The organism is Nocardioides allogilvus (genome assembly GCF_003047285.1).
Taxonomy (GTDB): domain Bacteria; phylum Actinomycetota; class Actinomycetes; order Propionibacteriales; family Nocardioidaceae; genus Nocardioides; species Nocardioides allogilvus.
On record NZ_PZYX01000010.1, the window covers coordinates 79,524 to 102,756 of the forward strand.

A 23,233-nucleotide genomic window follows, 5' to 3' on the forward strand; every position below is an offset into this window, starting at 1 on the left:
ATGTCCATCGACGAGATCGAGCAGATCGAGGACGACGGGACCGTCGAGGGGCTCTTCGACCGCGGCGTGGTCGCGACCCCCGCCGACGACACCGTGCAGTGGCGTGCCGCGCTCCTGCAGCTGGTCAACTGGGGCGGCTTCGGCGGCCTGACGACGGTCCCGCTCCGGGGCGAGGCCACGATGATCTCCGGCGGCTCCGGGGTCGGCAAGAGCACGATCCTGGACGCCTACACCGCGCTGATGATGCCGTCGGACACCAAGTTCAACGGCGCCTCCAACGACGCGGTGGCCGGTCGCGCCCGTGGAGTCGGCCAGCGCAACCTGCTGTCCTACCTGCGCGGTGCGGTCGACGTCATCGACGACCCCCGCACCGGTCGACCGGTGGAAAAGCTGCTGCGCGGCAAGGGCACCGACACCTGGGGCGCGGTGGCGATGACCTTCGTCAACGACCAGGGCGGCAGGTTCACGGCCCTGCGCACCTACTACGTCCCGCGCCGTGCGGTCCGGTCCGGCGACGTGCAGATGCAGCTCGCCACGCACGAGGGGTCGCTCAGCCTCGAGACGCTCGAGGTCGCCGTACCCGAGCGCTTCCACGCCAGCACCCTCAAGAAGCTGTTCCCGGGCGTCCGGGTGCACCGCACCTACGCTGAATACTCCGCCGTCCTGCACGCCCGGTTGGGCATCGGCGCCAACGGCGACGGTGCGAAGGCGCTGCGGCTGCTCTCGCGCATCCAGGCCGGCAACCAGGTGCGCAGCGTCGACGAGCTCTACAAGGAGATGGTGCTCGAGCGTCCCTCGACCTATGCCGCCGCCGATCGCGCCATCGAGCACTTCGACGACCTCGACGCCGCCCACTCCGCGATGCGCACCGAGGAGCAGAAGCTCGAGCTGCTCGAGCCGATCACCGCGCTGCACGAGCGTCGCGACACCGCCCGACGGCGCCAGGCCGAGCTCGACTCCTACGGCGTCACCCTGACCGGCGACACCCCGCTGCGGCTGTGGCTGCTGCGCACCCACCTGCGCCTGCTCGAGGCGGCGGTGGCCGCCAACCGCGATGCGCGTACGGCGACCGGCGACGAGCTCGCCGCGACGACCTCCGCGGAGGTGGCGCGCCACAAGGACCTCGAGGACGCCAAGGAGGCACACCGCGCCGCCGGCGGCTCGACCCTCCAGGCCCTCGGGCTGTCGCTGGAGCAGGAACAGGTCGTGCGCGAGGACCGGCTCGGCCGGCGATCGGTCCTGCAGGAGCGGCTGCTCCCGCTGATCGACGCGTCGGACGCCCAGGCTCCCGGCGTCGATGGCGCCCTGTCCTCGGCAGCGGCGTTCGCGACGCTCCAGGAGCACGCCCGCCAGTGGCTGAGCGGGCGCGAGTCCGACCACGAGCGCCTGAAGCGGGAGCGCGACGCCGTGCTGCGCCGCGGCTATCCGCTGCAGCAGCGGCAGAGCGAGCTGCGCACCGAGCGCGCCTCGCTGGAGGGGCGCGCGAGCCGGGTGCCCGGGCCCCTGCACGAGATGCGCGCCGAGGTCGCCGCGGCGAGCGGGCTGGGCATCGACGAGCTGCCGTTCGTGGCCGAGCTGGTCGACGTCGCACCCGAGGAGGCACGCTGGCGCACCGCGATCGAGACCGTGCTCGGCGGCACCGCCCGGGTGCTGCTGGTCCCGCTCGACCGGCTCGAGGACTTCTCCGCAGCCATCGACGGCCTCCACCTGCGCGGTCGCCTGACCTTCGAGGGCGTGCCCCTCGACCTGCCCGACCTCGGCCCCGCCGATCCCGAGTGCATCGCCGGCAAGCTGGTGTTCAAGGACTCGGCCTTCGCCGGCTGGGTCCAGGCCCACGTGTGTGAGCCGTCGCGCAACGCCCTGTGCGTCGAGACCACCGCCGGGCTGACGGGCAGCGGCCTGCGGGTCACGTTGGCCGGCCAGACGCGCAGCGGACGGCGCGGTGCCCACGGCCGCAGCAGCGCCCGCAGCATCATCGGCTTCTCCAACGAGGACGCCCTCGCCGAGATCGACCAGGAGCTGGCCTCGATCGTCGACCAGCTGGGTGAGGTCGACGGACAGGTTGCCGAGCTGGACCGGCAGCTGCGGGTCTCCGAGCGGCAGCGCACCGCCTACGACGCGGTCGCGGCCGCACGCTTCGACGACCTCGACGTGGAGGGCAGCGACCAGCGCATCGCCGAGCTCGAACGGAGACGGGTCGAGATCCTCGGCTCCGACGACCAGCTCCAGGTGCTGCAGGGCCAGATCGAGCAGCTCGGGCTCGAGCTGGAGGAGGCGCGCAAGAAGCGCTTCGGCCTGGAGCAGCGCCAGCGTGAGCTCAACAACGCCCACGGTGAGCTGGTCGACTCCGAGGACCTCGTCAAGGACCGGCTGGACGCCATGGAGCGCGCCGGGACGGCGGCCCCGTCCGTGGAGCAGCACGCGGCGCTGGGCGCGGAGTTCGCCGCGGCGGCCGCACCGGCCGATCCCGAGGAGCTCGACCGCTTCAGCGAGAACTCCCAGCGGTTGGAGGAGCGCCTGCGCGCCGCGGTCGGCGACGCGGAGGCCGAGATGAGGCGCGTCGAGGAGGAGCTCGCCGGGATCTTCCGGCTCTACAAGCTCCAGTGGGACTCGCCCAACCTGGGCGTGACGGTCGACTCGTACGCCGACTACGCCCGCATCCTCGACGAGATCCGCGGCAAGGGGCTGGCGCAGCGGCGTTCGGAGTGGCGGCGTCGCCTGACCGAGTGGAGCGGTCAGGACCTCGTCCCGCTGGTGGGCGCGATGGCGGCCTCGATCGAGGACATCGAGGACCGGCTCGAGCCGATCAACGCGATCCTGCGGCGCCTCACCTTCGGCGCCTCCGGCGACCGGCTGCGGATCCGGTTGCGTCGGCTCGCGCCGGCGCACGTGCAGGTGTTCATGAAGGACCTGCGCGCCCTGTCGGCCGGCGCGACCAGCGAGCTGGGCGAGGACGACCTGGACAAGCGGTTCACCGACCTGAGCCGTTTCATGACCCAGCTCCGCAAGCCGTCCCACGTCGGCGAGGGCACGACCGATCGCGACCGGCTCCTCGACGTACGCCGTCATGTGGAGATCAGCGCCGAGCGCTACGACCACCTCACGGGGGAGCTGCGCGCGACCTATCGCACGCTCGGCGAGAAGAGCGGTGGCGAGAGCCAGGAGCTGGTCGCCTTCATCGTCGGATCGGCCCTGCGGTTCCGGCTCGGTGACGAGCTGCGCTCACGGCCGCGTTTCGCCCCGGTCTTCCTCGACGAGGGCTTCGTCAAGGCCGACTCGGAGTTCGCCGGGCGCGCGGTGCAGGCGTGGCGGGGACTGGGCTTCCAGCTCATCATCGGCGTCCCGCTCGACAAGGTGACCGGTCTCGAACCGCACATGGACGAGCTGCTCGCGATCACCAAGAACAGCGCGACCCACCAGTCCTGGATCACGCCGATCACCGACGTGGCGACGGACCGGTAGCCGCAGGCGGTGGGACTCAGTCGTCCCACCGCAGCAGCGCCGAGACGCCGCCCCCACGGGCCATGGCGCTGGGCAGCAGCGTGAGCTCGGCGCCGGTGAGCGCCGCGGCAGCGACGAGCACGCGGTCGGCGGGCTGCTCGTCGGCGGCCGCGGCCGCCGGCACGGGCAACCCCTCGTGCTGGGCCGGTGTGATGCTCTTGTCGTGGACGGCATCGAGGTCGACGACCAGCCGATCGACCTGGGACTTGGCGAGGGCTTCGAGAACCTCGTCGATCCCGGTGGCGGCAGCCTCACCACGACCTCGCGCCTCCTCCACCCGCGCCTGGACGTCGGCGTCGAGCTCGGCGGAGACTTCCCGGAGGTGGGTGTCGACCTCCTGCCAGAGGGCCTCGACCGACGCCCCGGCAGCCCGCCCACCTGACTCGACCTGCACCAGCCGTCCCAGCTCCTCGGTCCCTGACGACTCCAGCGCCCTCGTCACTTCGGCGCGGGCCCGGACCTCGCCGGCGACCAGCACCACGCGCGGGCGGTGCGAGCGGGCCAGGCTGCGGATCGCGTCGGCGACCAGCTCGGCGTTGTGCTGCCAGGTGTTCTCGGCCGTCTGCTGGAACTTCTTCTGCGCCCAGTCCCCGGGTGCGACCTTGGTGATGTAGAACGTCTCGCCGGTGACGGTCTCGCTCTCGTCCGGGGGCCGGCTGATCGCCGTGAAGGCGTCGATGTCGGCACCCTCGCGATCGACGACCGCCAGCACGAAGGGGATTGCCAGGTCCTCGCTCGACAACCAACCCGACAGGTCGGGCAGCGCCGAGTGCTCGATCACCTCGGGCCGCGGGTTGTGCCCCACCTGCACGTCGTCGAGCAGGACACGTTCGCTGTCGGTGACGATCGTGCGCCGCACCTCACCGGGCAGGTGGGTGTTCTCCAGGACCCGGCGGCCGATGTCCTCGAGCAGCGCGGTGTCGATGCCCGCGTCCTCGAGCTCGCGCCTGGTCGTGGTCCAGCGCGCCTCGCGCTGGGACAGGGCGTCCTCGCTGGCGCCGCCGACCTCCAGGTGCAGGGACACGAAGGGTCCGGGACTCTCGAACACGGGACGAAGTCGGGTCAAGTGCATGGCTGGCCTCCTGACTGGGTGATCACGCCGGATGTCACGTTCCTGGTCCGGTACCCGGCGGACTCGACTGCATGCCCGCCGTACGGCGAATGCACCCAGCCGCCGTGGGTACAGCCGCTGGAACACCCCGAGCGAGCGAAGGAGCACCGAGATGAGCGAGAACCCCGGGACCGATCCGACCAGCGACACCCAGGCCGGCGAGTCCTACCACGGCTACTCCGTGGACGACGAGGACCAGCCGCAGGGCGAGGGAGACAGCCTCACCGACAACCGGGGGCTCGCGGAACCGCTCGACGAGGGCTACTCGCCGCCCGAGAAGTGGTCGGCTGGCCAGGGCTGGGGCGCCACGCCCCTGGAGGAGGAGCTCGGCGAGACCATCGACCAGCGCCTGCCGCAGGAGGTGCCGGAGCCCGACCCCTATGCCCAGGCGGAGAACGAGCCACTGCGCGGCGAGCAGGGCGACATCATCGACGACCAGCCGGACGGTGAGGTCGGTGACGAGCGCTCGGGCCGGTTGGTGGCCCAGGACGAAGGCGTGCGCGAGGACACCGAGAAGGACCTGGCCGCCGAGGACATCGGCATCGACGGCGCCGGGGCCAGCGCCGAGGAGGGGGCCGTGCACATCGTCGACCAGGACGAGATCACCTGAGCGGAGAACGGCTCCACAGACGCGCGTAACCAAGGGAAGCGGACGCAGTTACCAGTCACGTAGTGCTCGGGGGAGCGTCCATCAGTTGCAGCCACGTTCTCCGCGATCCGGAGGGCGGGCTCATGTCCCGAAGGAACATCACATGCAACAGCGTCTGGGAGTCCTGCTCACCGTCCTCCTCGTCAGCGTCTTCGGCTGGGCGGGAGTCGGCGCGATCAGCACCGCCTCAGCCAGCCCGGGTGACGACTACGTCGGGCCCTACTTCGGTGACGGGAACTTCCCGCCGGGGTGCATCCGCGACCGGAGCGCGGACAATCCGGCCAACCAGTGCTTCCACGGCAAGGGCGGGCTCAACGCCCTGGACTCCCCGAAGATCGACGTCGCCGTCCTGGTGCCCGCCTCGCCGACGGCCGAGCGGGACCTGCGGATCATGCGCCAGGCCGCCGAGGCCTGGGAGGGCGGGATCGACTACCTCTCCGACGAGATGGGGTTCGACTGGCTGCGTGACGGCGTCGACTTCCACATCACGCCCGACGTCGTCGGCCTCACCGAGGGCGACGAGGTCAGCACCTTCCCGCTCTACGACCCCGAGATCGTCATCGTGGCCACCAACCCGGTCGGCGGCATCGGCATCGGGGTGGACCCGGTCTACCTCACCGACGAGCTGGGCATCTTCGACGAGAACGGCGTCCCCTGCCACAACATCGAGAACCCGTTCTCCATGGAGACCTGGGAAGGCATGCCCGGCTACGACGGCCACCACGGTGACGGCGGTGGCGTGTTCGTCGAGGACTGCGGCGGCGCCGGCGGCAACGTCTGCTTCTCGGTCAACGGTGCCATCGACCCGGTCCCGGGCACGACCGACACCTTCTCCCTCTTCGACCTGGTCCTGCACGAGACCGGACACTGCCTGACGCTGGGCCACGTGGGCGACGGCGCCGAGGGCGCCTGGGGCAAGGTCCCGACCACCGACATCATGGCCTACAGCGCCGACCCGCCCGGCCTGAACAAGTGCGTCTCGACCCTCAACGTCGAGGTCTTCGCCACCCGGATGAGCCACTACCTCGACGTCAACGCCGATGGCGCGGTCACCGAGGCCGACCACCTGGACCCCAACGACGTGGCCGGCGACGGCAGCAACTTCTTCCAGGTCCAGCACCCCGACGACCACCAGCACGCCTCCTCCACCGGCGCGGTCGAGGACTGCCCCCAGCCCGACCTCGGGACGGTTCCCGGCACCCCGACCGACTGGACCCCGGAGCCGGTGGACACCACCGACCCGGTGCTGAGCATCAGCACCCCGGCCCACGGCGCCGAGACCGCTGACGGCCACGTGCATGTCGCCGGCACGGTCGAGCGTCGCCCGAAGGATGCCGCGCCCACCTCGCCGACGGCCTCGCACGACGACCCCGACAGTGACTCGCTCACTCCGCTGACCGACATCACCAACGTCCAGGTCGAGGTGACCCCGCTCGACGTCGTGACCACCGTCAAGGTGAGCCGGCTGTGGCCCGACGACATGGTCAGCCTGCCGAAGTACGGCGTCAGCATCGGCGGGCGCGAGATCGAGTCCTTCGTCACCGAGCCGGACTCCTCGGAGGTCGTCACCCGCGACCACTCCAGCGAGACGACCCTGCCCAGCGAGTGGTCCCAGTGGGACACTGTGGCCAACACCGTCACGTTCCGCATCCCGCGCAGCTACCTCGCGCAGCAGCGGGTCGAGGCGCCGTACGACGTCTTCGCACTGACGAGCTATCGCGCGCCCACGCGGCTGTGGACGGTCGTGGCCGACGACCGCGCACCCGACGCGGGTGCGATCGGCGTCGCGGCTCCGGCCGGCGAGACGCCCGCGGGCACCTCGACGTCGGGCTCGTCGTCGACCGGCAGCTCGAACGGCGACTCGACCGTCGCCGGCCTCCTGGACCCCGTGCTGCTCGAGCAGCCCGGCGGGAACACGTTCACGGTCACCGACAGCACGCTCGGTGTCACCGGCGGAGCCGGGCACACGTTCAAGCTGGCGGTGCCCGAGACCAGCACCGTCGAGCTGCTGCTGTCCTGGCCGGACGGCAGTGACCTCGACATGGACGTCACCGGCGCCGCTGCCGGGTCGGCAGCGACCACCAGCCAGCCGGAGCACCTCGTCCTGACCGACGTCCAGGGGACCCTGGACATCGCGATCGACCCCTACCTCGTGGTGGGCGTGCCCTCGACGACCTACACCCTGCAGGCGACCGTGGTCCCCACGAGCACCGGGGGCGGCGACCTCACCGACACCGACGGTGACGGCGTCGTCGACGACGCCGATGCCTGCCCGGCCGTGGCGGGCGTCGGCAGCACGGGTTGCCCCGTGCCCTCCGACGAGAAGGTGACCGTGCACGTCGACGGCACGCCCGTCGCGAGCGAGGACGTCGAGTCCAGCCATGGCGCCGATGCCTTCGCGATCGACGTGACGGTGCCGACCGGCACCCACGAGGTGCGCACGGTGTGGACCCAGGACGGCGAGGTCCTCGCGACCGACGTCCGCACGGTCGTGCACACGGCCGCCGGCGTCGACCGGGACGGCGACGGTGTCGCGGACGCCCGCGACAACTGCGTGCGCCAGGCCAACGCCGACCAGGCCGACCTGGACCGCGACGGACTGGGTGATGCCTGTGACTCCGACATCGACGGCGACGGGCACGCCAACTCCAAGGAGCGGGCGCAGGGCACCGATCCCTACGACGCCTCGTCCTACCCCGGGCGGAAGAAGACCGGGGCGCTCCTCTAGCGGTCAGCCCCGCGTGCTCACGGAGGCAGGAGCCCCCGTGAGCACGCGGACCGCGAGGTCCGTGGTGGCCTCGACGTTGAGGTAGCCCACCACGCGGCTGACCCGATCGATGTCGAGCGGCAGCAGGCCGGGGCTGCCGGGGACGTCGGGCGTGAGCCCGAGGTCGAGGTCGTCGCAGCCCGACATCATGGCCACGTTGAAGTCGTAGCGCTCCCGCGCGCCGGCGGCGCTCAGGCGGCGGACGACGGTGGCGCCGAGCCGGCGGGCGCCGACCTCGGCGGCCCAGCCGTCGAGCGCCTGGACCAGCGACCGGCCGTCGTCGTGGTCGAGGTCGGCCCACACGGCGTCCATCGAGCCGGCGACGTCGAGCAGGATCGCGGCAGTCTTCTCGCCGATGCCGGTGACGCCGGGCAGGTTGTCGCTCGCGTCGCCCCGCAGGGCGGCATAGGCCAGGTAGTTCTCCGCGGCGACGCCGTACATCGCGTGCAGGCGCCGGGGGTTGAGCAGCGGCGAGCCGTTGATGCCGCCGTCGATCAACCGCAGCACCTGCGTGTGGTCGCTGATGTGGGCGAAGGCGTCGCGGTCGGAGGTGATGATGACGCAGTTCCAGCCGTTGGCAGCTGCCCACGTCGCGCCGGTCGCGTTGACGTCGTCTGCCTCGAGCCCCGGGGGAGTCAGCGTCGCCAGCCCGAGCGCGTCGAGCAGCGCGCCCGCCCGCTCGAGCTGGTCGATCAGCTCGGGGTGCTTCTCCGCGCGCCCGGCCTTGTAGTCGGGGTAGCGCTCCCGGCGGATCGAGGAGGTGCGGTCGTCGAGCCCGAAGATGACCGCGTCGGGCGCGAACCCGTCGATCGACTCGATGATCTGGCGCAGCATCCCGTGCAGCGCCCACACCGGTCGCCCGGCCCGGTCCATGATCCGCGTGTGCGCCCGCGCGTGGTGGTTGCGGTGCAGCAGCGAGGGGGCGTCGACGACGAGGAGGAGCTTGCGCGCGCTCGGGTCGGAGGAGGGTGGGGGCATCGCGGAGATCGTACGGCGCGGTGCGGGCGTGACGCCGCTATCGCTGGCGAACCGCCCGGACCACCGCGTCGACGCCCGATCCGAGGACGGCGCGCGGTCGCTCCTCGGCGACCTGGATCTCCCACTCCTGCGGGTCCAGCACCTCGAGCGCCTCCTCGACCGAGACCTGCACCTGGCTGGCCGCCGGGGTCGGCTCACCCGTCGCCGGGTCCACGGGACGATGGCCGACCAGTAGCAGCGTGCCGTCGGGGGCGACGCCGGCGGCGAGGCGCGAGACCATCTCGCCGACCGAGCCGAGCGGCCCGGCGACGTGGACGTAGAGGCAGCTCACGAGGTCGAAGTAGCCCTCGTCCGGGGTCCACGCCCCGAGGTCGCCCTCCACCCAGGCGATGCGGGCGGCGACGTCCGGGTCGAAGCCCTGGGCGGTCGCCTGGCCGTGCTCGAGGGCTGCGCGTGAGAAGTCGACCGCGGTGACCGTCCAGCCGGCCGCGGCCAGCCAGATCGCCTCGGCGCCGTGCCCGCAGCCGGCGTCGAGGGCGCGGCCCGGCCGCAGCTCGCGTGCGACGTCGACGAGCAGGTCGCTGGGAGGGCGGCTCACCAGCTTGTCCGGATGGTCGCGCAGCACCTGCTCCCAGCGCTGCTCCCAGGCGTCCCGGTCGTGGGCGTCACTCGTCATGGGCCAACTCTGCCACGGGCCCTCGCCGCTCAGATGATGCTGCCGACGTCCTCGGCGACGATGCGCTCCAGCGCCCGCTCGGCGACGGCAGCGATGGTCATCGAGGGGTTGCAGGCCGCGGTGGTGCCGGGGATGAGCGCGCCGTCGAGCACGTAGAGCCCGCGGGCGCCGTGGACCCGCCCCTCGAGGTCGCACACCGAGCCCATGGGGGCGCCGCCCAAGGGGTGCCAAGTGCTGGGTGCGATGAGGTGGCTGTCGGTCAGCACCCCGGTCGAGCCGACCACGGCGCGCATCCGCGCGCCGATCTCGTCGTGCACCGCCCGGTCGCCGTCCGCCGGCCAGTGCAGGCCGACGGTGTCGGTGGCGCCGTCGTAGGCGAAGTGCCCGCGGTCCGGGCTGGCCCCGAAGCCGACCAGCATCGTGGTCCGCAGGTTGAGGCCGACGGGGGGCATCGAGGCCTGGATGATCGTGTTGGCGGTGGCGGGATCGGCCCAGTCCTTGCTGCCGAACACGACCGGTCCGCCCTGGGTTCCGAAGTCGGTCTGCAGGTTGGTCCAGGCATAGATCCGGTCGCCGTTGGTGCCCCAGCCGCGGCCGAGGCCGTCGGGCAGGTCCGCGATGACGCCGGTGGCGCCGGCCCGCACGAGCAGCTTGGTGGTGTTGACGCTTCCGGCGGCCAGCACCAGCGCCCGGGTCCGGATGACCTTGTGCTCCAGGACCTTGCCGGTGTCGTCGGTGCGGTTGACCCGGACCAGCCACCGGCCGTTCGGCCGCTGCTCGATCGAGGTGACGTCGTGGTGGGTCCGCACCCGGACCCGGCCGGTCGCCTCGGCGGCGCGCAGGTAGGTCACGTCCACCGAGTGCTTGCCGCCGTTGTTGACGCCCATCGCGGCGTCGCCGTTGGTGTAGGACGGCTTCATCTCCCCGCGCAGCTCAGCCTCGGCGTAGGACCAGTCGATCGGCATCGGGATCTTCTCGACCGCGAAGCCGGCGAGCTCGGCGCGCGACTTGAAGGTCCGGGCGGCGAGGTAGTTGGGGGTGTCGACGAGCGTGTCCGGCGCCGTTGCCAGCCTGAGCATCCTCGCGACCCGGGGATAGTGCACGCGGTCCATCAGGTCGTAGTCGAGGCCGCTGGGCAGGGAGCTCTCGAACACCTCGCGAGACGGCTGCAGGGTCATGCCCTGGTAGACCAGCGACCCGCCGCCGACACCGGCCGGGCACATCACCAGCATGTTGCGTCCCTGCACAGGCTCGACCAGCCCGACGTAGGGACCGAAGTCCAGGGGAGCGCCCAGCAGCTGCTGCGCGGGGTGCAGTGCGCTGGGCGTCGTGCCGTGCCACAGCAGCCGCTTGTCGGGGCGCGCCACGTGCGGGAAGGTCTCGGCGTTCGGCCCGGTCCGCCAGCGCCGCCCGCGCTCGAGCACCGTCACCCGGACCCCGGCCCGCGCCAGCCGCAGCGCCGTCACACCACCGCCGAAGCCGGAGCCGATGACCACGACCCGGTGCTCCTCCCGGGTCAGCGGGATGCGGGCCCGCGCCGGTGTCGGCAGCGCCAGCCCGACGGCCCCAGCAGCGGCGACGGACAGGACGGAACGACGGGTGTGCACACGGGCCTCCGAGTAGAACATGTTGCAGTTGGTCGGCGTGATCCTGTCAGAGGGCGGGACGGGCACGGTCCGGCGTCCCACGGCTCCTAGGATCGACACCATGAGCGACTACCTCGAACTCCTGCCCGCGGTGGACATCAAGGGCGGCCAGGCCGTCCAGCTCGTCCAGGGGGTCGACGGCTCGGAGAAGCGCTTCGGCGACCCGATCGAGGCCGCCCTGCGCTGGCAGGAGGCGGGGGCGGAGTGGATCCACCTCGTCGACCTCGACGCCGCCTTCGGTCACGGCCACAACCGCGAGCTGCAGGCCAAGATCGTCGGCACGCTGGACATCAAGGTCGAGATAAGCGGCGGCATCCGCGACGACGAGTCGCTCAAGGCCGCCATGGACGCCGGGTGTCGCCGGGTCAACATCGGCACCGCCGCGCTCGAGAACCCCGAGTGGTGCGCCCGCGCCATCGCTGAGTACGGCGACCGCGTGGCCGTCGGCCTCGACGTGCGTGGTCGCACGCTGGCCGCGCGTGGCTGGACCCGCGAGGGCGGCGACCTCTACGACGTGCTCACCCGCCTCGACTCCGAGGGCTGTGCGCGCTACGTCGTCACCGACGTCAACAAGGACGGCATGCTGCAGGGCCCCAACCTCCAGCTCCTGCGCGACGTCTGCGCGGTGACGGACAAGCCGGTCGTGGCCAGCGGCGGCGTCACCACGCTGGCCGACATCGAGGCCCTGATGGGACTCGTGGCCGAGGGCGTCGAGGGCGCGATCGCCGGCACGGCGCTCTACGAGGGTCGCTTCACGCTCGAGGACGCGCTGGCCCTGACCCTGCCGAAGCCGGTCTCGTGAGCCTCGCCGTACGCGTCATCCCCTGCCTCGACGTCGACGGCGGGCGCGTCGTCAAGGGCATCAACTTCAAGGAGCTCCGCGACGCCGGGGACCCGGTCGAGCTGGCCAAGACCTATGACGCGGAGGGCGCCGACGAGCTCACCTTCCTCGACATCTCCGCCTCCCACGAGGGCCGCGCGACGACGATGGAGGTCGTGTCGCGCTGCGCGGAGGAGGTCTTCATCCCGCTGACCGTGGGCGGGGGAGTGAGCAGCGTCGCGGACGTCGACCGCCTGCTGCGCGCCGGCGCCGACAAGGTCGCGATGAACACCGCCGCCATCCACCGCCCCGAGCTGATCGCCGAGGTCGCCGACCGGTTCGGCAACCAGGTGCTCGTGCTCTCGGTCGACGCGCGTCGGGTCTCCGAGGGCCGCTTCGAGGTCACCACCCACGGCGGCCGCAAGAGCGCCGGCCTCGACGCCGTCGAGTGGGCCGCACGAGCAGCCCAGCTGGGCGCCGGCGAGATCCTGCTCAACGCGATGGACGCCGACGGCACGCAGGACGGCTTCGACCTCGAGCTGATCCGCGCCGTACGCCGCGAGGTCACCATCCCCGTCATCGCCAGCGGGGGAGCGGGTGCCGTGGAGCACTTCGCGCCCGCCGTCGACGCCGGTGCCGACGCGGTGCTCGCCGCCACGGTGTTCCACTTCGGGACGCTGCGGATCGGTGAGGTAAAGGACGGGTTGTCGGCGGCCGGTCACCCGGTCCGCTGAGATCGGTCCTACGATTCGGGGCATGCGCACGATCTTCCGCACCTTCGCCGCCACCGCTCCGCTCGCCGTGCTCCTGGCCCTGACCGCCTGCGGTGCGCCGCGCGACGAGGCCGGGGACACAGCGACCGACACCTCCACCGAGACGGCCGCGGAGGAGTGCACGCCCGACAGCCTGGAGACGCTGACCGCCGGCACCCTGACGATCGGCACCGACTCCCCGGCCTACGAGCCGTGGTTCGTCGGCGACGACCCGACCAACGGCCAGGGCTACGAGTCCGCGGTGGCCTACGCCGTCGCCGAGGAGCTGGGCTACTCGACCGACGAGGTCGAGTGGGTCACCGTGCCGTTCAACGCCGTGGTCAGCCCGGGCGAGAAGAAGTTCGACTTCGACGTCAACCAGGTCTCCATCACCGAGCAGCGCCGCAAGGCCGTCGACTTCTCCAGCGGCTACTACGACGTGCGCCAGACCGTCATCACCAACAAGGGCAGCGCCATCGACGGTGCGACGTCGATCGCCGACCTCGCCGACGCCCGCCTCGGCGCCCAGGTCGGCACCACGAGCTACACCGCGATCACCGAGACGATCGGCACCTCCGAGCAGCCGGCCGCGTTCGACACCAACGACCAGGCCGTCCAGTCGCTGAAGAACGGCCAGATCGACGGCATCGTGGTCGACCTGCCGACGGCCTACTACATGACGGCCGTCCAGCTCGACGACGGCATGATCGTCGGCCAGCTGCCGCTGCCCGAGGGCGACGTCGAGCAGTTCGGCGCCGTGCTCGACAAGGACAGCCCGCTCACCGACTGCGTCAGCCAGGCCGTCGACGCACTGCGTGAGGACGGCACCCTCGACCAGATCGCCTCCGAGTGGCTGGAGCAGCAGGGCGCTCCCGAGCTCTCCTGATGCGACCTGCCGTCACGGACTGGCAGCCCTCCGCGATCCAGCTCGAGCGCGAGAGCTATCGCCGCCGCCAGGCCGCACGCAGCACGGCCATCGCCGCGGCCAGCACGGCGCTGGTGCTCGGCGTCGTCGGCGTGCTGGTCGTCAGCTCACCCGGGTGGGAGCGGGTCCACGAGACCTACTTCGACTGGGACAAGGCGGTCGATTCGTTCCCGGCGGTGCTCGCCGGCCTCTGGATGAACGTCAAGATCATGGTGGTCTCGGCGATCGCCATCGTGGTCGTCAGCCTCACCATCGCGGTCATGCGCACCACACGAGGCCCGATCGCGTTCCCGCTGCGGCTGCTCGGCACGGTGTACGTCGACGTGTTCCGTGGCCTCCCGCTGCTGCTCGTCATCTTCCTGCTCGGGTTCGGCGGGCCGGCCCTCGACCTGTCGGGGCTGCCGCGCAGCGCCCTGTTCTGGGGCTGCGCGTCCCTGGTGCTGTCCTACTCGGCGTACGTCGCAGAGGTCTTCCGGGCGGGCATCGAGTCGGTGCACCAGTCGCAGCGCCTCGCCGGCCGCGCGCTCGGGCTGACCTATGCGCAGACGCTGCGCCACGTCGTGCTCCCGCAGGCCTGGCGCCGCGTGCTGCCCGCGCTGATGAACGACCTCGTCTCGCTGCAGAAGGACTCCGGGCTGATCGCCGTGCTGGGCACGGTCATCGACGCGATCCGGGCGGCGCAGATCGAGACGGCGAAGGACTTCAACTACACGCCGTACGTCGTCGCGGGTTTCCTCTTCATCTGCCTGACCGTGCCGATGGCGCGACTGACTGACTGGTATGCCCGCAAGCAGGGCTTCGCCGGCGCGGGGAGCCTGATGTGAGCGTTCTCGAGATGAGCGGCGTCCGGAAGGCGTTCGGGTCCAACGTGGTGCTCGACGGCGTCGACTTCACGGTCAACCGCGGCGAGTGCGTCGTGCTGATCGGGGCTTCCGGGTCGGGCAAGTCGACGCTGCTGCGGTGCGCCAACCTGCTCGAGACCGTGGACGACGGGGTGATCACGTTCGAGGGCGAGGACATCACCGACCCGCGGGTCAACGGCGACGAGGTTCGCTCCCGGATGGGGCTGGTCTTCCAGTCCTACAACCTGTTCCCGCACCTCACCGTGCTCGGCAACGTGACGCTCGCGCTGCGCAAGGTGCACGGCGTCGCGGCGGCCGAGGCCGAGCAGCGCGGGCTCGCGATGCTCGACCGGGTGGGGCTCGCGGAGAAGGCGAGGGCCCGGCCCGACGACCTCTCCGGCGGCCAGCAGCAGCGCGTCGCGATCGCCCGTGCCCTCGTCACCAACCCACGGCTGATGCTGCTCGACGAGGTCACCTCCGCGCTCGACCCCGAGCTGGTGGGCGAGGTGCTCGACCTCCTCTCCGACCTCAAGTCCGAGGGCGTGACGATGGTGCTGAACACGCACGAGATGGGCTTCGCCCGCGACGTTGCCGACACGGTCTGCTTCCTGCACGACGGCGTCATCCACGAGTCCGGCACCCCGGCGCAGGTGATCGGCGACCCGCAGCAGGAGCGCACCCGGGCGTTCCTGTCGCGGATCCGCGCCTGACGTCGGGCGTCATGGGGCCACAGGTAGCCTGCGGTGGTGAGTGACGAGGGGGCAACACTGCAGGGAACGACGACCCGTGAGGGCTTCGCTGTGCTGGGTCACGCGATCCGGCGCGAGCCCGGGATCTTCGTGCTCTCGACCCTGGGGTCGGTGCTCTTCGCCGTGCTCACCGTCGCCGATGCGTGGGTCCTCGGCTGGTCCACGGACAACGTCGTCATCCCCGCCTTCGAGACCGGCGAGATCGGCACCGGCCTGCTCTGGACGGTGCTGGCGCTGTTCCTCGGCGTAGCGATCCTGCGCGCCGTCGGCATCGTCGCGCGCCGGCTCGGGGCCGGCATCATGCAGTACCGCATGCAGGCGCACACCCGCCGCGCGGTGACCAGGCAGTACCTCACGCTGCCGATGGAGTGGCACCAGCGGCACCCGACCGGCCAGCTCCTCTCCAACGCCTACTCCGACGTCGAGGCCGCGTGGGGACCGATCGCGCCGCTGCCGATGGCGCTCGGCACCGTCGTGATGATGGTGATCGCAGTCATCCAGATGCTGCTCGCGGACGTCGTGCTGGCCGTCGTCGGGTTGCTCGTCTTCCCGGCCGTCGTGATCGCCAACCTCGCCTACCAGCGGCTCGCCTCGCCGCTGATGACCCACGCCCAGGGACTGCGCGCGGAGGTCAGCGAGATCGCGCACGAGTCCTTCGACGGCGCGATGGTGGTCAAGACGCTGGGCCGCGAGAGCGAGGAGACGGCCCGCTTCGCGCACAAGGCCGAGATGCTGCGCGACGTCAACATCCGCGCCGGTCGCATCCGCGCCGCCTTCGACCCGACCCTGGCCTCCCTGCCCAACGTCGGCGTCCTCGTCGTGCTCGCGGTCGGTGTCTCGCGGGTGACGAGCGGCGCGACCGACGCCGGCGACGTGGTGACGGTCGCCTACCTCCTGACCATCGTGTCCTTTCCGATCCGCGCGATCGGCTGGCTGCTGGGGGAGTTCCCGCGCAGCGTGGTCGGCTTCCGCCGCACCCAGGCCGTCCTCGCGGCGACCGGTTCCATGGAGTACGGCGCCGCGCGCATCCCCGCACTCGAGAGCGGTGCGCACCTGGCGGTCGAGGGCCTGCACTACGCCTACGACCCTGCTGCGCCCCTGTTGAAGGGAGTTTCCTTCGACGTCGCGCCGGGCCGCACCGTCGCGCTCGTCGGTGCCACCGCCTCGGGCAAGAGCACGCTGACCAGCCTGCTGACCCGGCTCGTCGACCCCGACGCCGGGCGGATCGCCATCGACGGCGCCGACCTGCGCGACCTCGAGCGGGGAGCGCTCGCCGGCTCGGTCGCGCTGGTGCCGCAGACCGCCTTCCTCTTCGACGACACCGTCCGCGGCAACGTCACCCTCGGCGCCGACATCCCCGACGAGGAGGTGTGGGCCGCGCTGCGCGCCGCGCAGGCCGACGGCTTCGTCGCCGCGTTGGGTGACGGCCTGAGCACGCGGCTGGGGGAGCGCGGCACGTCGCTGTCCGGTGGCCAGCGACAACGCATCTCCCTGGCCCGGGCGCTCGTACGGCGTCCGCGGCTGCTGATCCTCGACGACGCGACCTCCGCGGTCGACCCGGAGGTCGAGGCCCGGATCCTGGCCAGCCTGCGCGCCGGCTCCACCGACACGACCCTGGTCGTGGTCGCCTACCGCAAGGCCACGATCGGCCTCGCCGACGAGGTCATCCACCTCGAGAACGGCGCCGTCGCCGACCGCGGCACCCACACCGAGCTGCTGGGCCGCAGCCGGGCCTACGCACGGCTCGTCAACGCCTACGAGCAGGCCGCCCACGAGGAGTCGCTGTGAGCACGACCGCAACCACCCGGTCCACCAGTGCCGCGACCGCGATGGACTCCGGCGCCGACATCGGCGCCATGGACACGATCCGGCGCGGTGTCGCGATCTCGCCCGAGCTGCGCGAGGGACTGGGCGTCACTCTCCTGCTCGCCGTCGTGGCTTCCTGTGGTCAGGTCGTCGTGCCCATCGCCGTACAACAGACGCTGGACAAGGGACTGAACGGTCCCGACGGGCCGCGGTTGTCGTACGTCGTGTGGCTCGGCATCGCTGCTGCGCTGGCGATCGTGGTGACCAGCCTCGCGTCCTACTTCATGACCAAGCGGCTCTTCACGACGTCGGAGCGCGGGCTCGCGACGCTGCGGATCAAGGCCTTCCGGCACGTGCACGACCTGCCACTGCTGACGCAGAACACCGAGCGCCGCGGCGCGCTCGTCTCCCGCGTGACCAGCGACGTCGACCAGGTCAGTCAGTTCCTGGTGTTCGGCGGGCTGATCTTCGTGGTCAGCGTCGGGCAGATCCTCGTGGCGACCGTGATCATGGTGATCTACAGCTGGGAGCTCGCGCTCGTCGTGTGGCTGTGCTTCGCGCCCCTGTTCATGTCGATCCGCTACTTCCAGCGCAAGCTGTCCGAGGCCTACGGCGTGGTCCGCCACCAGGTCGGCGTGCTGCTCGGGGCGATCAGCGAGCCCGTCGTGGGCGCGGCGGTCGTCCGTTCGTACGCCGTCGAGGACCGCACCCAACACCGCATCGACACCGCGATCACCGACTTCCAGGGTGCGAGCGTCCGGGCGCAGAAGTTCACCGTGGTGTCGTTCTCGCTGGGCGGCATCTCGGCCGGGCTGGCCAACGCCGGCGTGCTGATCGTGGGGGTGCTGCTCGGCTTCACGACCGACATGACCGCCGGCAAGGTGCTGGCCTTCGCGTTCCTGGTGACGCTGTTCGTCGGGCCGGTGCAGATGGGCACGCAGATCCTCACCGACGCGCAGAACGCCATCGTGAGCTGGCGCCGCGTCATCGGCATCCTGGAGACGCCGGCCGACCTCGTCGACCCCGGGCCTGACGGGCAGGAGCTGCCGCGAGGTCCGCTGGACGTCACCTTCGACGACGTGACCTTCGCCTATCCCGACGGGCCCGACGTGCTCTCCGACGTGTCGATGCACATCGATGCCGGGACGCGGGTGGCGATCGTGGGGGAGACCGGATCGGGCAAGTCGACCTTCGCCAAGCTGCTGACGCGGTTGATGGACCCGGGGTCCGGCGCCGTGCTGCTCGACGGCATCGACGTACGCCAGATCGCGCAGCACTCGCTGCGCACCAGCGTCGTGCTGGTGCCGCAGGAGGGCTTCCTGTTCGACGACACGATCACGGCCAACGTGCGCTACGGCAAGCTCGACGCGACGGAGGCGGAGATCCTGGCCTCGGCCGACGAGCTCGGCCTGCGCGACTGGATCGACGCGCTGCCGAACGGCTTGGAGACCAGGGTCGGCCAGCGTGGGGAGTCACTCTCAGCAGGGGAGCGCCAGCTGGTGGCACTGCTGCGAGCGCACCTGGCCGACCCCGATCTCCTGGTGCTCGACGAGGCGACCAGTGCCGTGGATCCGCAGCTCGAGATGAGGATCGGACGGGCCCTGGAGCGCCTGATGCAGTCGCGCACGTCGGTGACGATCGCCCACCGGCTCTCGACGGCCGAGAACGCCGACGAGGTGGTGGTGGTCGATCGGGGGAGGGTGGTGCAGCGTGGACCGCACTCCGAGCTGGTCACCCAGTCGGGGAGCGTCTACGCGGGTCTGCACAACTCGTGGATCGCCCAGCACACAGGCTGAGCGGCGAGTCGCTCAGACGCTGAGGATCTGCGAGATCAGGTCGTCGAGGTCGAGGTGCGGGCTCTCGGTGCCGCTGGGCACGAGGGCGAGCGTGCGGTCGAGGAAGTCGGTGACCTCGTCGGTGGGCGCCTCGAGGAGCAGGTGCCCGTCCGGGGAGCTCAGCATGATCAGGATGATCGCTCGGCCCGCGTCGTTGCTCGACGGGGAGATGTGGACGTCGCCCTCGCCGGCCGATGCCGCCACGCCCTGCACCAGCAGCTCACGCGCGAAGGTCCACGTCAGCGGCTCGTCGGCGGTCAGGAAGGTCATCGTGACGGCGTAGGGATCCGGTCGCGTGTAGCCGAGCACCGTGTCGATGCGGTGGCTGCGACCGCTGTCGTCGAGGCATTCCAGCGTGACGTCCAACGCCACGTCCGCGACAACCGGCTGCTGACTCATGGGGGCTCCTTCGGGGGCCGCCGGTCGGGGGGAACCGGCGTGGTGCTGGTCTGTACATCAGCAGGGACGCCCCTGCTCGGGGGCCATGACGCGATTCCGGTGCCTTTTTTCGGAGGCGGCCGTCAGGGCCCACCGGATACGCTCGTCGGGTGATCACCACGGGGACCCGACGGGCCTGTCGAGATGCGGTGCAGGCCTGATGGGAGTGCCCGGAGGCAGTGCCGCCAAGCGTGTCGTGCTGGAGACCCTCGGCTGGGTGCTCCTGGTCGCCGGAGTGGCCGCGATCTTCCTGCCCGGACCGGGCCTGCTCGGCATCTTTGCCGGGCTGGCGCTGCTCTCCCAGCAGTACGACTGGGCCGAGCGGCGGGTCGAGCCGGTCCGCCTCCGCGCCCTGCGCGGCGCGGCCGAGGGCGTCGAGACCTGGCCCCGGATCGTGGCCTCGGTCCTCGGTGCACTGATCCTCGCTGCGTGCGGGGTGCTGTGGATCATGTCGCCCCCCGCGCCGTCCTGGTGGCAGTTCCCGGAGGTCCTCTGGTTGCCCGGTGGGCTGTGGACCGGCATCACCCAGATCGCCTCAGCGGTGATCGCGCTGGCGCTGATCGCCTACTCCTACAAGCGCTTCCACGGCCACCCCGAGGCGGTCGAGGAGCTGACGGAGGCGATCGAGAATATCGATGACGAGGCACCGGTTTCGTGAGTGAGCGCGAGGGCCTGTAGAGTTCCCGCCGCACCACACGGGCGATTGGCGCAGTGGTAGCGCGCTTCGTTCACACCGAAGAGGTCACTGGTTCGAACCCAGTATCGCCCACCCACGTTCGTGCACATCAGAGGCCGTTTCCCGTCGGGGAGGCGGCCTGAACCGCCCCGGAGTTTCCGGAGACTGTTTTTGTGGGCTCAGCCGGTCGGCATGAGGTCGTTCTTGGCAGCGTAGTGAAGTTCTTCGGCTGCCATCGGGGTTAGGTCGGCAAGGGCCTGGTGGGGGCGCTCGTTGTTGAAGAAGTCGACCCAGTTCAGGGTCTCCAGTTCGACGTGCTCGACACCGCGCCAGGGGCCTTCGGGTCGGATCAGCTCGGCTTTGTAGAGCCCGATCTGGGACTCCGCCAGCGCGTTGTCGTAGGCATCACCGACCGACCCGACGGACGGGTCGACGCCGGCTTCGACGAGCCGCTCGGTGAACGCGAAGCTGACGTATTGGGACCCTGCATCGGTGTGGTGGACCAGCCCGGTCAGGTCGGTGACACCTGCCTGCTGCCTGGTCCAGATTGCGTGCTCGAGGGTGTCGAGCACCAGGTCGGTCGTCATCCGGGTGGCGGCCCGCCAGCCGACGATGCGCCGGGAGAAGACGTCGAAGACGAACGCGACGTAGACCATCCCCGACCAGGTCGGGACGTAGGTGAAGTCCGCGACCCACAACTGGTTTGGGCGCGCTGCCCAGAACTCACGGTCCACCAAGTCCACCGGTCGCGGCGAACCGTCGGACGGATGCGGCTTGAAGTGCCGCTGCCGCAGCGCCCCGACCCAGCCCTGCTGCCGGTAGATCCGCTCGATCGTGCACCGGGCGACGTCGTGGCCCTGGCCGCGCAAGTGAAGCCACATCTTCCGTGCCCCGAAGCGGCGGATGAACTTCTGCCGCTCCCGCTCGGCCTCGATCAACGCCACCAACTCGGCGTCACGGACCTGACGGCGCGACGGACGCCGCGACCTCACCTCATAGAAAGTCGACGGGGCGATCTTGGCGCCGTGCTCGCTGAGCACCCGGCAGATCGGCTCGACCCCGAACTCGTCCTTGTGGTTCTCGATGAAGTCGATCAGTACCGGTTGGGGCGGTCGAGCTCCGCCGCGAAGAAAGCCGAGGCCGCCTTCAAGATCTCGTTCGCCCGCCGTAGCTCGGTGACTTCCTTGCGCAGCGCCTTGATCTCGGCGATCTCCTCGGTGGTCTTGCCTTGGCGGACACCACCGTCGATCTCAGCGCGCCGGACCCACTTGCGCAGCGACTCCAGTGACGTGATGCCCAGCTTGGCGGCCACTGATCGCATCGCTGCTGTTTCGTTCTCGTAGTCCTGACGGGACTCGATCACCATCCGCACCGCGCGCTCACGCAGCTCGGTCGGGTACTTCGAGGGACGTGCCATGAGAGAGATCCTTCCAACGAATCAACTCTCCGGACATCCCGGGGCGGTTCAGCCTCTCGTGCATCTGGCGAGCCCCGTTCGGCTCGAGTGACTTCGTGTCTGGGGGCGCCCCCGCGACCGCATGGGCAGCGGCCATGTCGAAGCGCCTGCATCTCGCAAACTGGGCGGTAACCCGGTGCTTGGCGTGATCCGCCTCACCTACCCGCGGGTAGTCATGGAAGTGTCCGTAACTTGCGGCCTTGATGCAGGTTGAGAACGCTGTAAACCCGCATCCGGGCTGCTCCACCCCTCCCAGGTAAGTCGGCTCGGCGCCCAGCCCGGCCCGCCCGGGCTGGGCGCAACAGCCCATCTGTCGCCGAATCAACCGCCCACGTGGCAGACCAGCACACGACCAACTCTTGGGAGAAACATGTCGCCGAGCTCCGATCAAGACCTACGCCCGGTCCAGACGCCGATCGCGGCCCAGGAGACCCCAACGAGTGCCGTTGAGCGGATGCTCGAGCTGGCTGGCCTCACCGCCGACCGGCTCGTCATCGACGCGGGGACGGAGGCCGAATCGCTGGTGAGCGCCGCACAGGCCAAGGCTGACGCGATCCTGGAGGCCAGTCGCAACGAGGCGGATCGGGTCGCAGCCGAACTGGCCAGCCGCAAGTCGGAGCAGGCCGCCGCGCTCGACCGCGAGCGCGTCACGGCACTGGCCGATCTGAGCGATGAGAAGACAACCCTTGAGACACAGATCGCCACGCTGCGTGAGATGGACAGGCGCCATCGCAGCCAGATGCGACACCTCCTCACCGAGCAGCTCTCAGTGCTTGATGAAACCGCTCACGAGCCATCCGCTGGCTGACGGAGAGACCGTCTCGTTGGGCCGAAAGCTCACTGCGATGACCGCGCCCATGGGCCCGGTTGCACGCGACGTACTGCTTCGCGGTCTCAGCGAAGGCGCGGCCGACCTGCGCGGTCTTCTTGACATGCGCAACGCTCTGCCCTGTGTCGAGAGCGGCGTCCTCCATTAGCTCCGATAGCGCCCTCGCCGAACAGATGCCGCACCGCTCGAAGGGCTAGAGGGGGACCGGCCGGCGCTGCCGACTCACGAGCGGACTGAGCGCGACCAGGAGCACGACGCCGCGAGCGGGAGCAGATCGAGTTCCACGATGATCAGCACGAACCCGACGAGCGCGAGCCAGGCGCTGGAGCGCGGCGCGACCCCGGATCGACCGGCGAGATGGAGCGTGGCGACGAAGCCCAGGACGAACGCGGGCGGGCCGATCAACTTCAGGACGTCCGGCATGCTCGCCCAGTCCTTGAAGTCGGGCGACAGGTCGCCGACGATGACCCAGACGAAGAGAGCGGCACCGAGCACGGTCGTGGCCGTGGTCATCAAGGCGATCCTCGTCGCGACGGTGCGACCGATCGCGACGGTCAGAGTCGCGAACGCGATGAACGCGATGAGGAACGCAGAGTGGCCGAGGTCCCAGGCCAGGCCGGGGCCGTGGTGTCCGTCGCGGCCGTCGAGCCAGCGCAGGACGCTGTAGACCAACAGTCCCGAGGGGGCGATCAGCGCGGCAAGGCGGGTCGTCATGGTCATCTGCTGACTCTCTGCCCTGCTGGCGGAACGGCGCATCGGGGAACGCCCCCGGCTGCC

19 protein-coding genes, 1 tRNA gene and 1 other annotated feature are annotated in these 23,233 nt (G+C 70.8%); of the genes, 13 read left to right on the forward strand and 7 right to left on the reverse strand.

From position 1 onward, the window contains the following. Complete coding sequence (locus tag C9J87_RS14700; protein ID WP_107705895.1) at positions 1 to 3,462, forward strand: ATP-binding protein; 3,462 nt, start codon at positions 1 to 3, stop codon at positions 3,460 to 3,462. 16 nt (positions 3,463 to 3,478) lie between these two features. On the opposite strand, the gene C9J87_RS14705 is transcribed toward C9J87_RS14700, so the two are convergent. Next, positions 3,479 to 4,573 (reverse strand): baeRF2 domain-containing protein, encoded by a 1,095-nt coding sequence (locus tag C9J87_RS14705; RefSeq protein ID WP_157953216.1) that lies wholly within the window; start codon positions 4,571 to 4,573, stop codon positions 3,479 to 3,481. Between the two features lie 151 nt (positions 4,574 to 4,724). Here C9J87_RS14705 and C9J87_RS14710 point away from each other — a divergent pair, with 151 nt between their 5' ends. Next, positions 4,725 to 5,222 (forward strand): DUF5709 domain-containing protein, encoded by a 498-nt coding sequence (locus C9J87_RS14710; protein WP_107705897.1) that lies wholly within the window; start codon positions 4,725 to 4,727, stop codon positions 5,220 to 5,222. Positions 5,223 to 5,364: 142 nt separating this feature from the next. Next, positions 5,365 to 7,989 (forward strand): thrombospondin type 3 repeat-containing protein, encoded by a 2,625-nt coding sequence (locus C9J87_RS14715; RefSeq protein WP_107705898.1) that lies wholly within the window; start codon positions 5,365 to 5,367, stop codon positions 7,987 to 7,989. 3 nt (positions 7,990 to 7,992) lie between these two features. Here the strand turns inward: C9J87_RS14715 and C9J87_RS14720 are convergent, their stop codons facing one another. Genes C9J87_RS14720 through C9J87_RS14730 form a run of 3 tightly spaced genes read right to left on the reverse strand, consistent with a single transcriptional unit; the run spans position 7,993 to position 11,370 of the window. Then, on the reverse strand, positions 7,993 to 9,006 hold the full coding sequence (locus tag C9J87_RS14720; protein ID WP_010833449.1) for a 5'-3' exonuclease: 1,014 nt from the start codon (positions 9,004 to 9,006) through the stop codon (positions 7,993 to 7,995). Between the two features lie 37 nt (positions 9,007 to 9,043). Then, positions 9,044 to 9,682 (reverse strand): class I SAM-dependent methyltransferase, encoded by a 639-nt coding sequence (locus C9J87_RS14725; protein ID WP_107705899.1) that lies wholly within the window; start codon positions 9,680 to 9,682, stop codon positions 9,044 to 9,046. A 29-nt stretch (positions 9,683 to 9,711) separates the two neighbouring features. After that, a complete protein-coding gene (locus tag C9J87_RS14730) occupies positions 9,712 to 11,370 on the reverse strand; it encodes an FAD-dependent oxidoreductase (protein ID WP_232820067.1) in 1,659 nt (552 codons plus the stop codon). 19 nt (positions 11,371 to 11,389) lie between these two features. On the opposite strand from C9J87_RS14730, the gene priA reads away from it, so the two are divergent. The 7 genes from priA to C9J87_RS14765 are packed head-to-tail and all read left to right on the forward strand — an operon-like array spanning position 11,390 to position 19,018. Then, the gene (gene priA, locus C9J87_RS14735) at positions 11,390 to 12,130 is read left to right on the forward strand and encodes a bifunctional 1-(5-phosphoribosyl)-5-((5-phosphoribosylamino)methylideneamino)imidazole-4-carboxamide isomerase/phosphoribosylanthranilate isomerase PriA (RefSeq protein WP_107705901.1); all 741 of its coding nucleotides are present in this window, start codon (positions 11,390 to 11,392) and stop codon (positions 12,128 to 12,130) included. Further along, positions 12,127 to 12,882: an imidazole glycerol phosphate synthase subunit HisF gene (gene hisF, locus C9J87_RS14740; protein ID WP_010833444.1), complete on the forward strand. Its 756-nt coding sequence runs from the start codon at positions 12,127 to 12,129 to the stop codon at positions 12,880 to 12,882. The genes priA and hisF overlap by 4 nt, the downstream gene beginning before the upstream one ends. A 22-nt stretch (positions 12,883 to 12,904) precedes the next feature. Further along, positions 12,905 to 13,786, forward strand: coding sequence for an ABC transporter substrate-binding protein (locus C9J87_RS14745; RefSeq protein WP_107705902.1), 882 nt, complete (start codon positions 12,905 to 12,907; stop codon positions 13,784 to 13,786). Beyond that, positions 13,786 to 14,649, forward strand: coding sequence for an amino acid ABC transporter permease (locus tag C9J87_RS14750; protein ID WP_107705903.1), 864 nt, complete (start codon positions 13,786 to 13,788; stop codon positions 14,647 to 14,649). The genes C9J87_RS14745 and C9J87_RS14750 overlap by 1 nt, the downstream gene beginning before the upstream one ends. An 11-nt stretch (positions 14,650 to 14,660) precedes the next feature. Then, the gene (locus tag C9J87_RS14755) at positions 14,661 to 15,377 is read left to right on the forward strand and encodes an amino acid ABC transporter ATP-binding protein (protein ID WP_084623101.1); all 717 of its coding nucleotides are present in this window, start codon (positions 14,661 to 14,663) and stop codon (positions 15,375 to 15,377) included. Between the two features lie 36 nt (positions 15,378 to 15,413). Further along, entirely contained in the window at positions 15,414 to 17,204 is a 1,791-nt protein-coding gene (locus tag C9J87_RS14760; protein ID WP_107705940.1) for an ABC transporter ATP-binding protein, read from the forward strand. Next, positions 17,201 to 19,018 (forward strand): ABC transporter ATP-binding protein, encoded by a 1,818-nt coding sequence (locus tag C9J87_RS14765; protein WP_332871076.1) that lies wholly within the window; start codon positions 17,201 to 17,203, stop codon positions 19,016 to 19,018. The genes C9J87_RS14760 and C9J87_RS14765 overlap by 4 nt, the downstream gene beginning before the upstream one ends. 12 nt (positions 19,019 to 19,030) lie before the next feature. Here C9J87_RS14765 and C9J87_RS14770 read toward each other — a convergent pair whose 3' ends face one another. Continuing rightward, complete coding sequence (locus C9J87_RS14770) at positions 19,031 to 19,456, reverse strand: SsgA family sporulation/cell division regulator (RefSeq protein WP_107705904.1); 426 nt, start codon at positions 19,454 to 19,456, stop codon at positions 19,031 to 19,033. Between the two features lie 199 nt (positions 19,457 to 19,655). Between C9J87_RS14770 and C9J87_RS14775 the strand changes: the two genes are divergently transcribed. Together C9J87_RS14775 and C9J87_RS14780 are read left to right on the forward strand one after the other, a co-directional pair. Next, the gene (locus C9J87_RS14775) at positions 19,656 to 20,153 is read left to right on the forward strand and encodes a PGPGW domain-containing protein (protein ID WP_107705905.1); all 498 of its coding nucleotides are present in this window, start codon (positions 19,656 to 19,658) and stop codon (positions 20,151 to 20,153) included. Positions 20,154 to 20,192: 39 nt separating this feature from the next. Beyond that, positions 20,193 to 20,264, forward strand: a tRNA-Val gene (locus C9J87_RS14780). A gap of 86 nt (positions 20,265 to 20,350) precedes the next feature. On the opposite strand, the gene C9J87_RS14785 is transcribed toward C9J87_RS14780, so the two are convergent. After that, positions 20,351 to 21,588, reverse strand: a protein-coding gene (locus tag C9J87_RS14785; RefSeq protein WP_107705906.1) for an IS3 family transposase whose coding sequence is annotated in 2 segments (ribosomal slippage) — positions 20,351 to 21,306 and positions 21,306 to 21,588 — 1,239 coding nt in all. Because the reading frame shifts where the segments join, the coding sequence is not laid out codon by codon here. Further along, positions 21,179 to 21,307 (reverse strand) — a sequence feature (AL1L pseudoknot). Its footprint overlaps the gene before it by 129 nt. Positions 21,589 to 22,081: 493 nt before the next feature. On the opposite strand from C9J87_RS14785, the gene C9J87_RS14790 reads away from it, so the two are divergent. After that, entirely contained in the window at positions 22,082 to 22,435 is a 354-nt protein-coding gene (locus C9J87_RS14790; RefSeq protein WP_157953217.1) for a hypothetical protein, read from the forward strand. Positions 22,436 to 22,678: 243 nt separating this feature from the next. Here C9J87_RS14790 and C9J87_RS14795 read toward each other — a convergent pair whose 3' ends face one another. Next, positions 22,679 to 23,176: a hypothetical protein gene (locus C9J87_RS14795; RefSeq protein WP_010832776.1), complete on the reverse strand. Its 498-nt coding sequence runs from the start codon at positions 23,174 to 23,176 to the stop codon at positions 22,679 to 22,681. Positions 23,177 to 23,233: the final 57 nt, after the last annotated feature.

Coding starts and splice junctions, on each gene's coding strand:
- C9J87_RS14700 (WP_107705895.1), top strand. CDS start 1: ATGTCCATCGACGAGATCGAGCAGATCGAGGACGACGGGACCGTCGAG.
- C9J87_RS14705 (WP_157953216.1), bottom strand. CDS start 4,573: ATGCACTTGACCCGACTTCGTCCCGTGTTCGAGAGTCCCGGACCCTTC.
- C9J87_RS14710 (WP_107705897.1), top strand. CDS start 4,725: ATGAGCGAGAACCCCGGGACCGATCCGACCAGCGACACCCAGGCCGGC.
- C9J87_RS14715 (WP_107705898.1), top strand. CDS start 5,365: ATGCAACAGCGTCTGGGAGTCCTGCTCACCGTCCTCCTCGTCAGCGTC.
- C9J87_RS14720 (WP_010833449.1), bottom strand. CDS start 9,006: ATGCCCCCACCCTCCTCCGACCCGAGCGCGCGCAAGCTCCTCCTCGTC.
- C9J87_RS14725 (WP_107705899.1), bottom strand. CDS start 9,682: ATGACGAGTGACGCCCACGACCGGGACGCCTGGGAGCAGCGCTGGGAG.
- priA (WP_107705901.1), top strand. CDS start 11,390: ATGAGCGACTACCTCGAACTCCTGCCCGCGGTGGACATCAAGGGCGGC.
- C9J87_RS14745 (WP_107705902.1), top strand. CDS start 12,905: ATGCGCACGATCTTCCGCACCTTCGCCGCCACCGCTCCGCTCGCCGTG.
- C9J87_RS14750 (WP_107705903.1), top strand. CDS start 13,786: ATGCGACCTGCCGTCACGGACTGGCAGCCCTCCGCGATCCAGCTCGAG.
- C9J87_RS14755 (WP_084623101.1), top strand. CDS start 14,661: ATGAGCGGCGTCCGGAAGGCGTTCGGGTCCAACGTGGTGCTCGACGGC.
- C9J87_RS14770 (WP_107705904.1), bottom strand. CDS start 19,456: ATGAGTCAGCAGCCGGTTGTCGCGGACGTGGCGTTGGACGTCACGCTG.
- C9J87_RS14775 (WP_107705905.1), top strand. CDS start 19,656: ATGGGAGTGCCCGGAGGCAGTGCCGCCAAGCGTGTCGTGCTGGAGACC.
- C9J87_RS14790 (WP_157953217.1), top strand. CDS start 22,082: ATGCTCGAGCTGGCTGGCCTCACCGCCGACCGGCTCGTCATCGACGCG.
- C9J87_RS14795 (WP_010832776.1), bottom strand. CDS start 23,176: ATGACCATGACGACCCGCCTTGCCGCGCTGATCGCCCCCTCGGGACTG.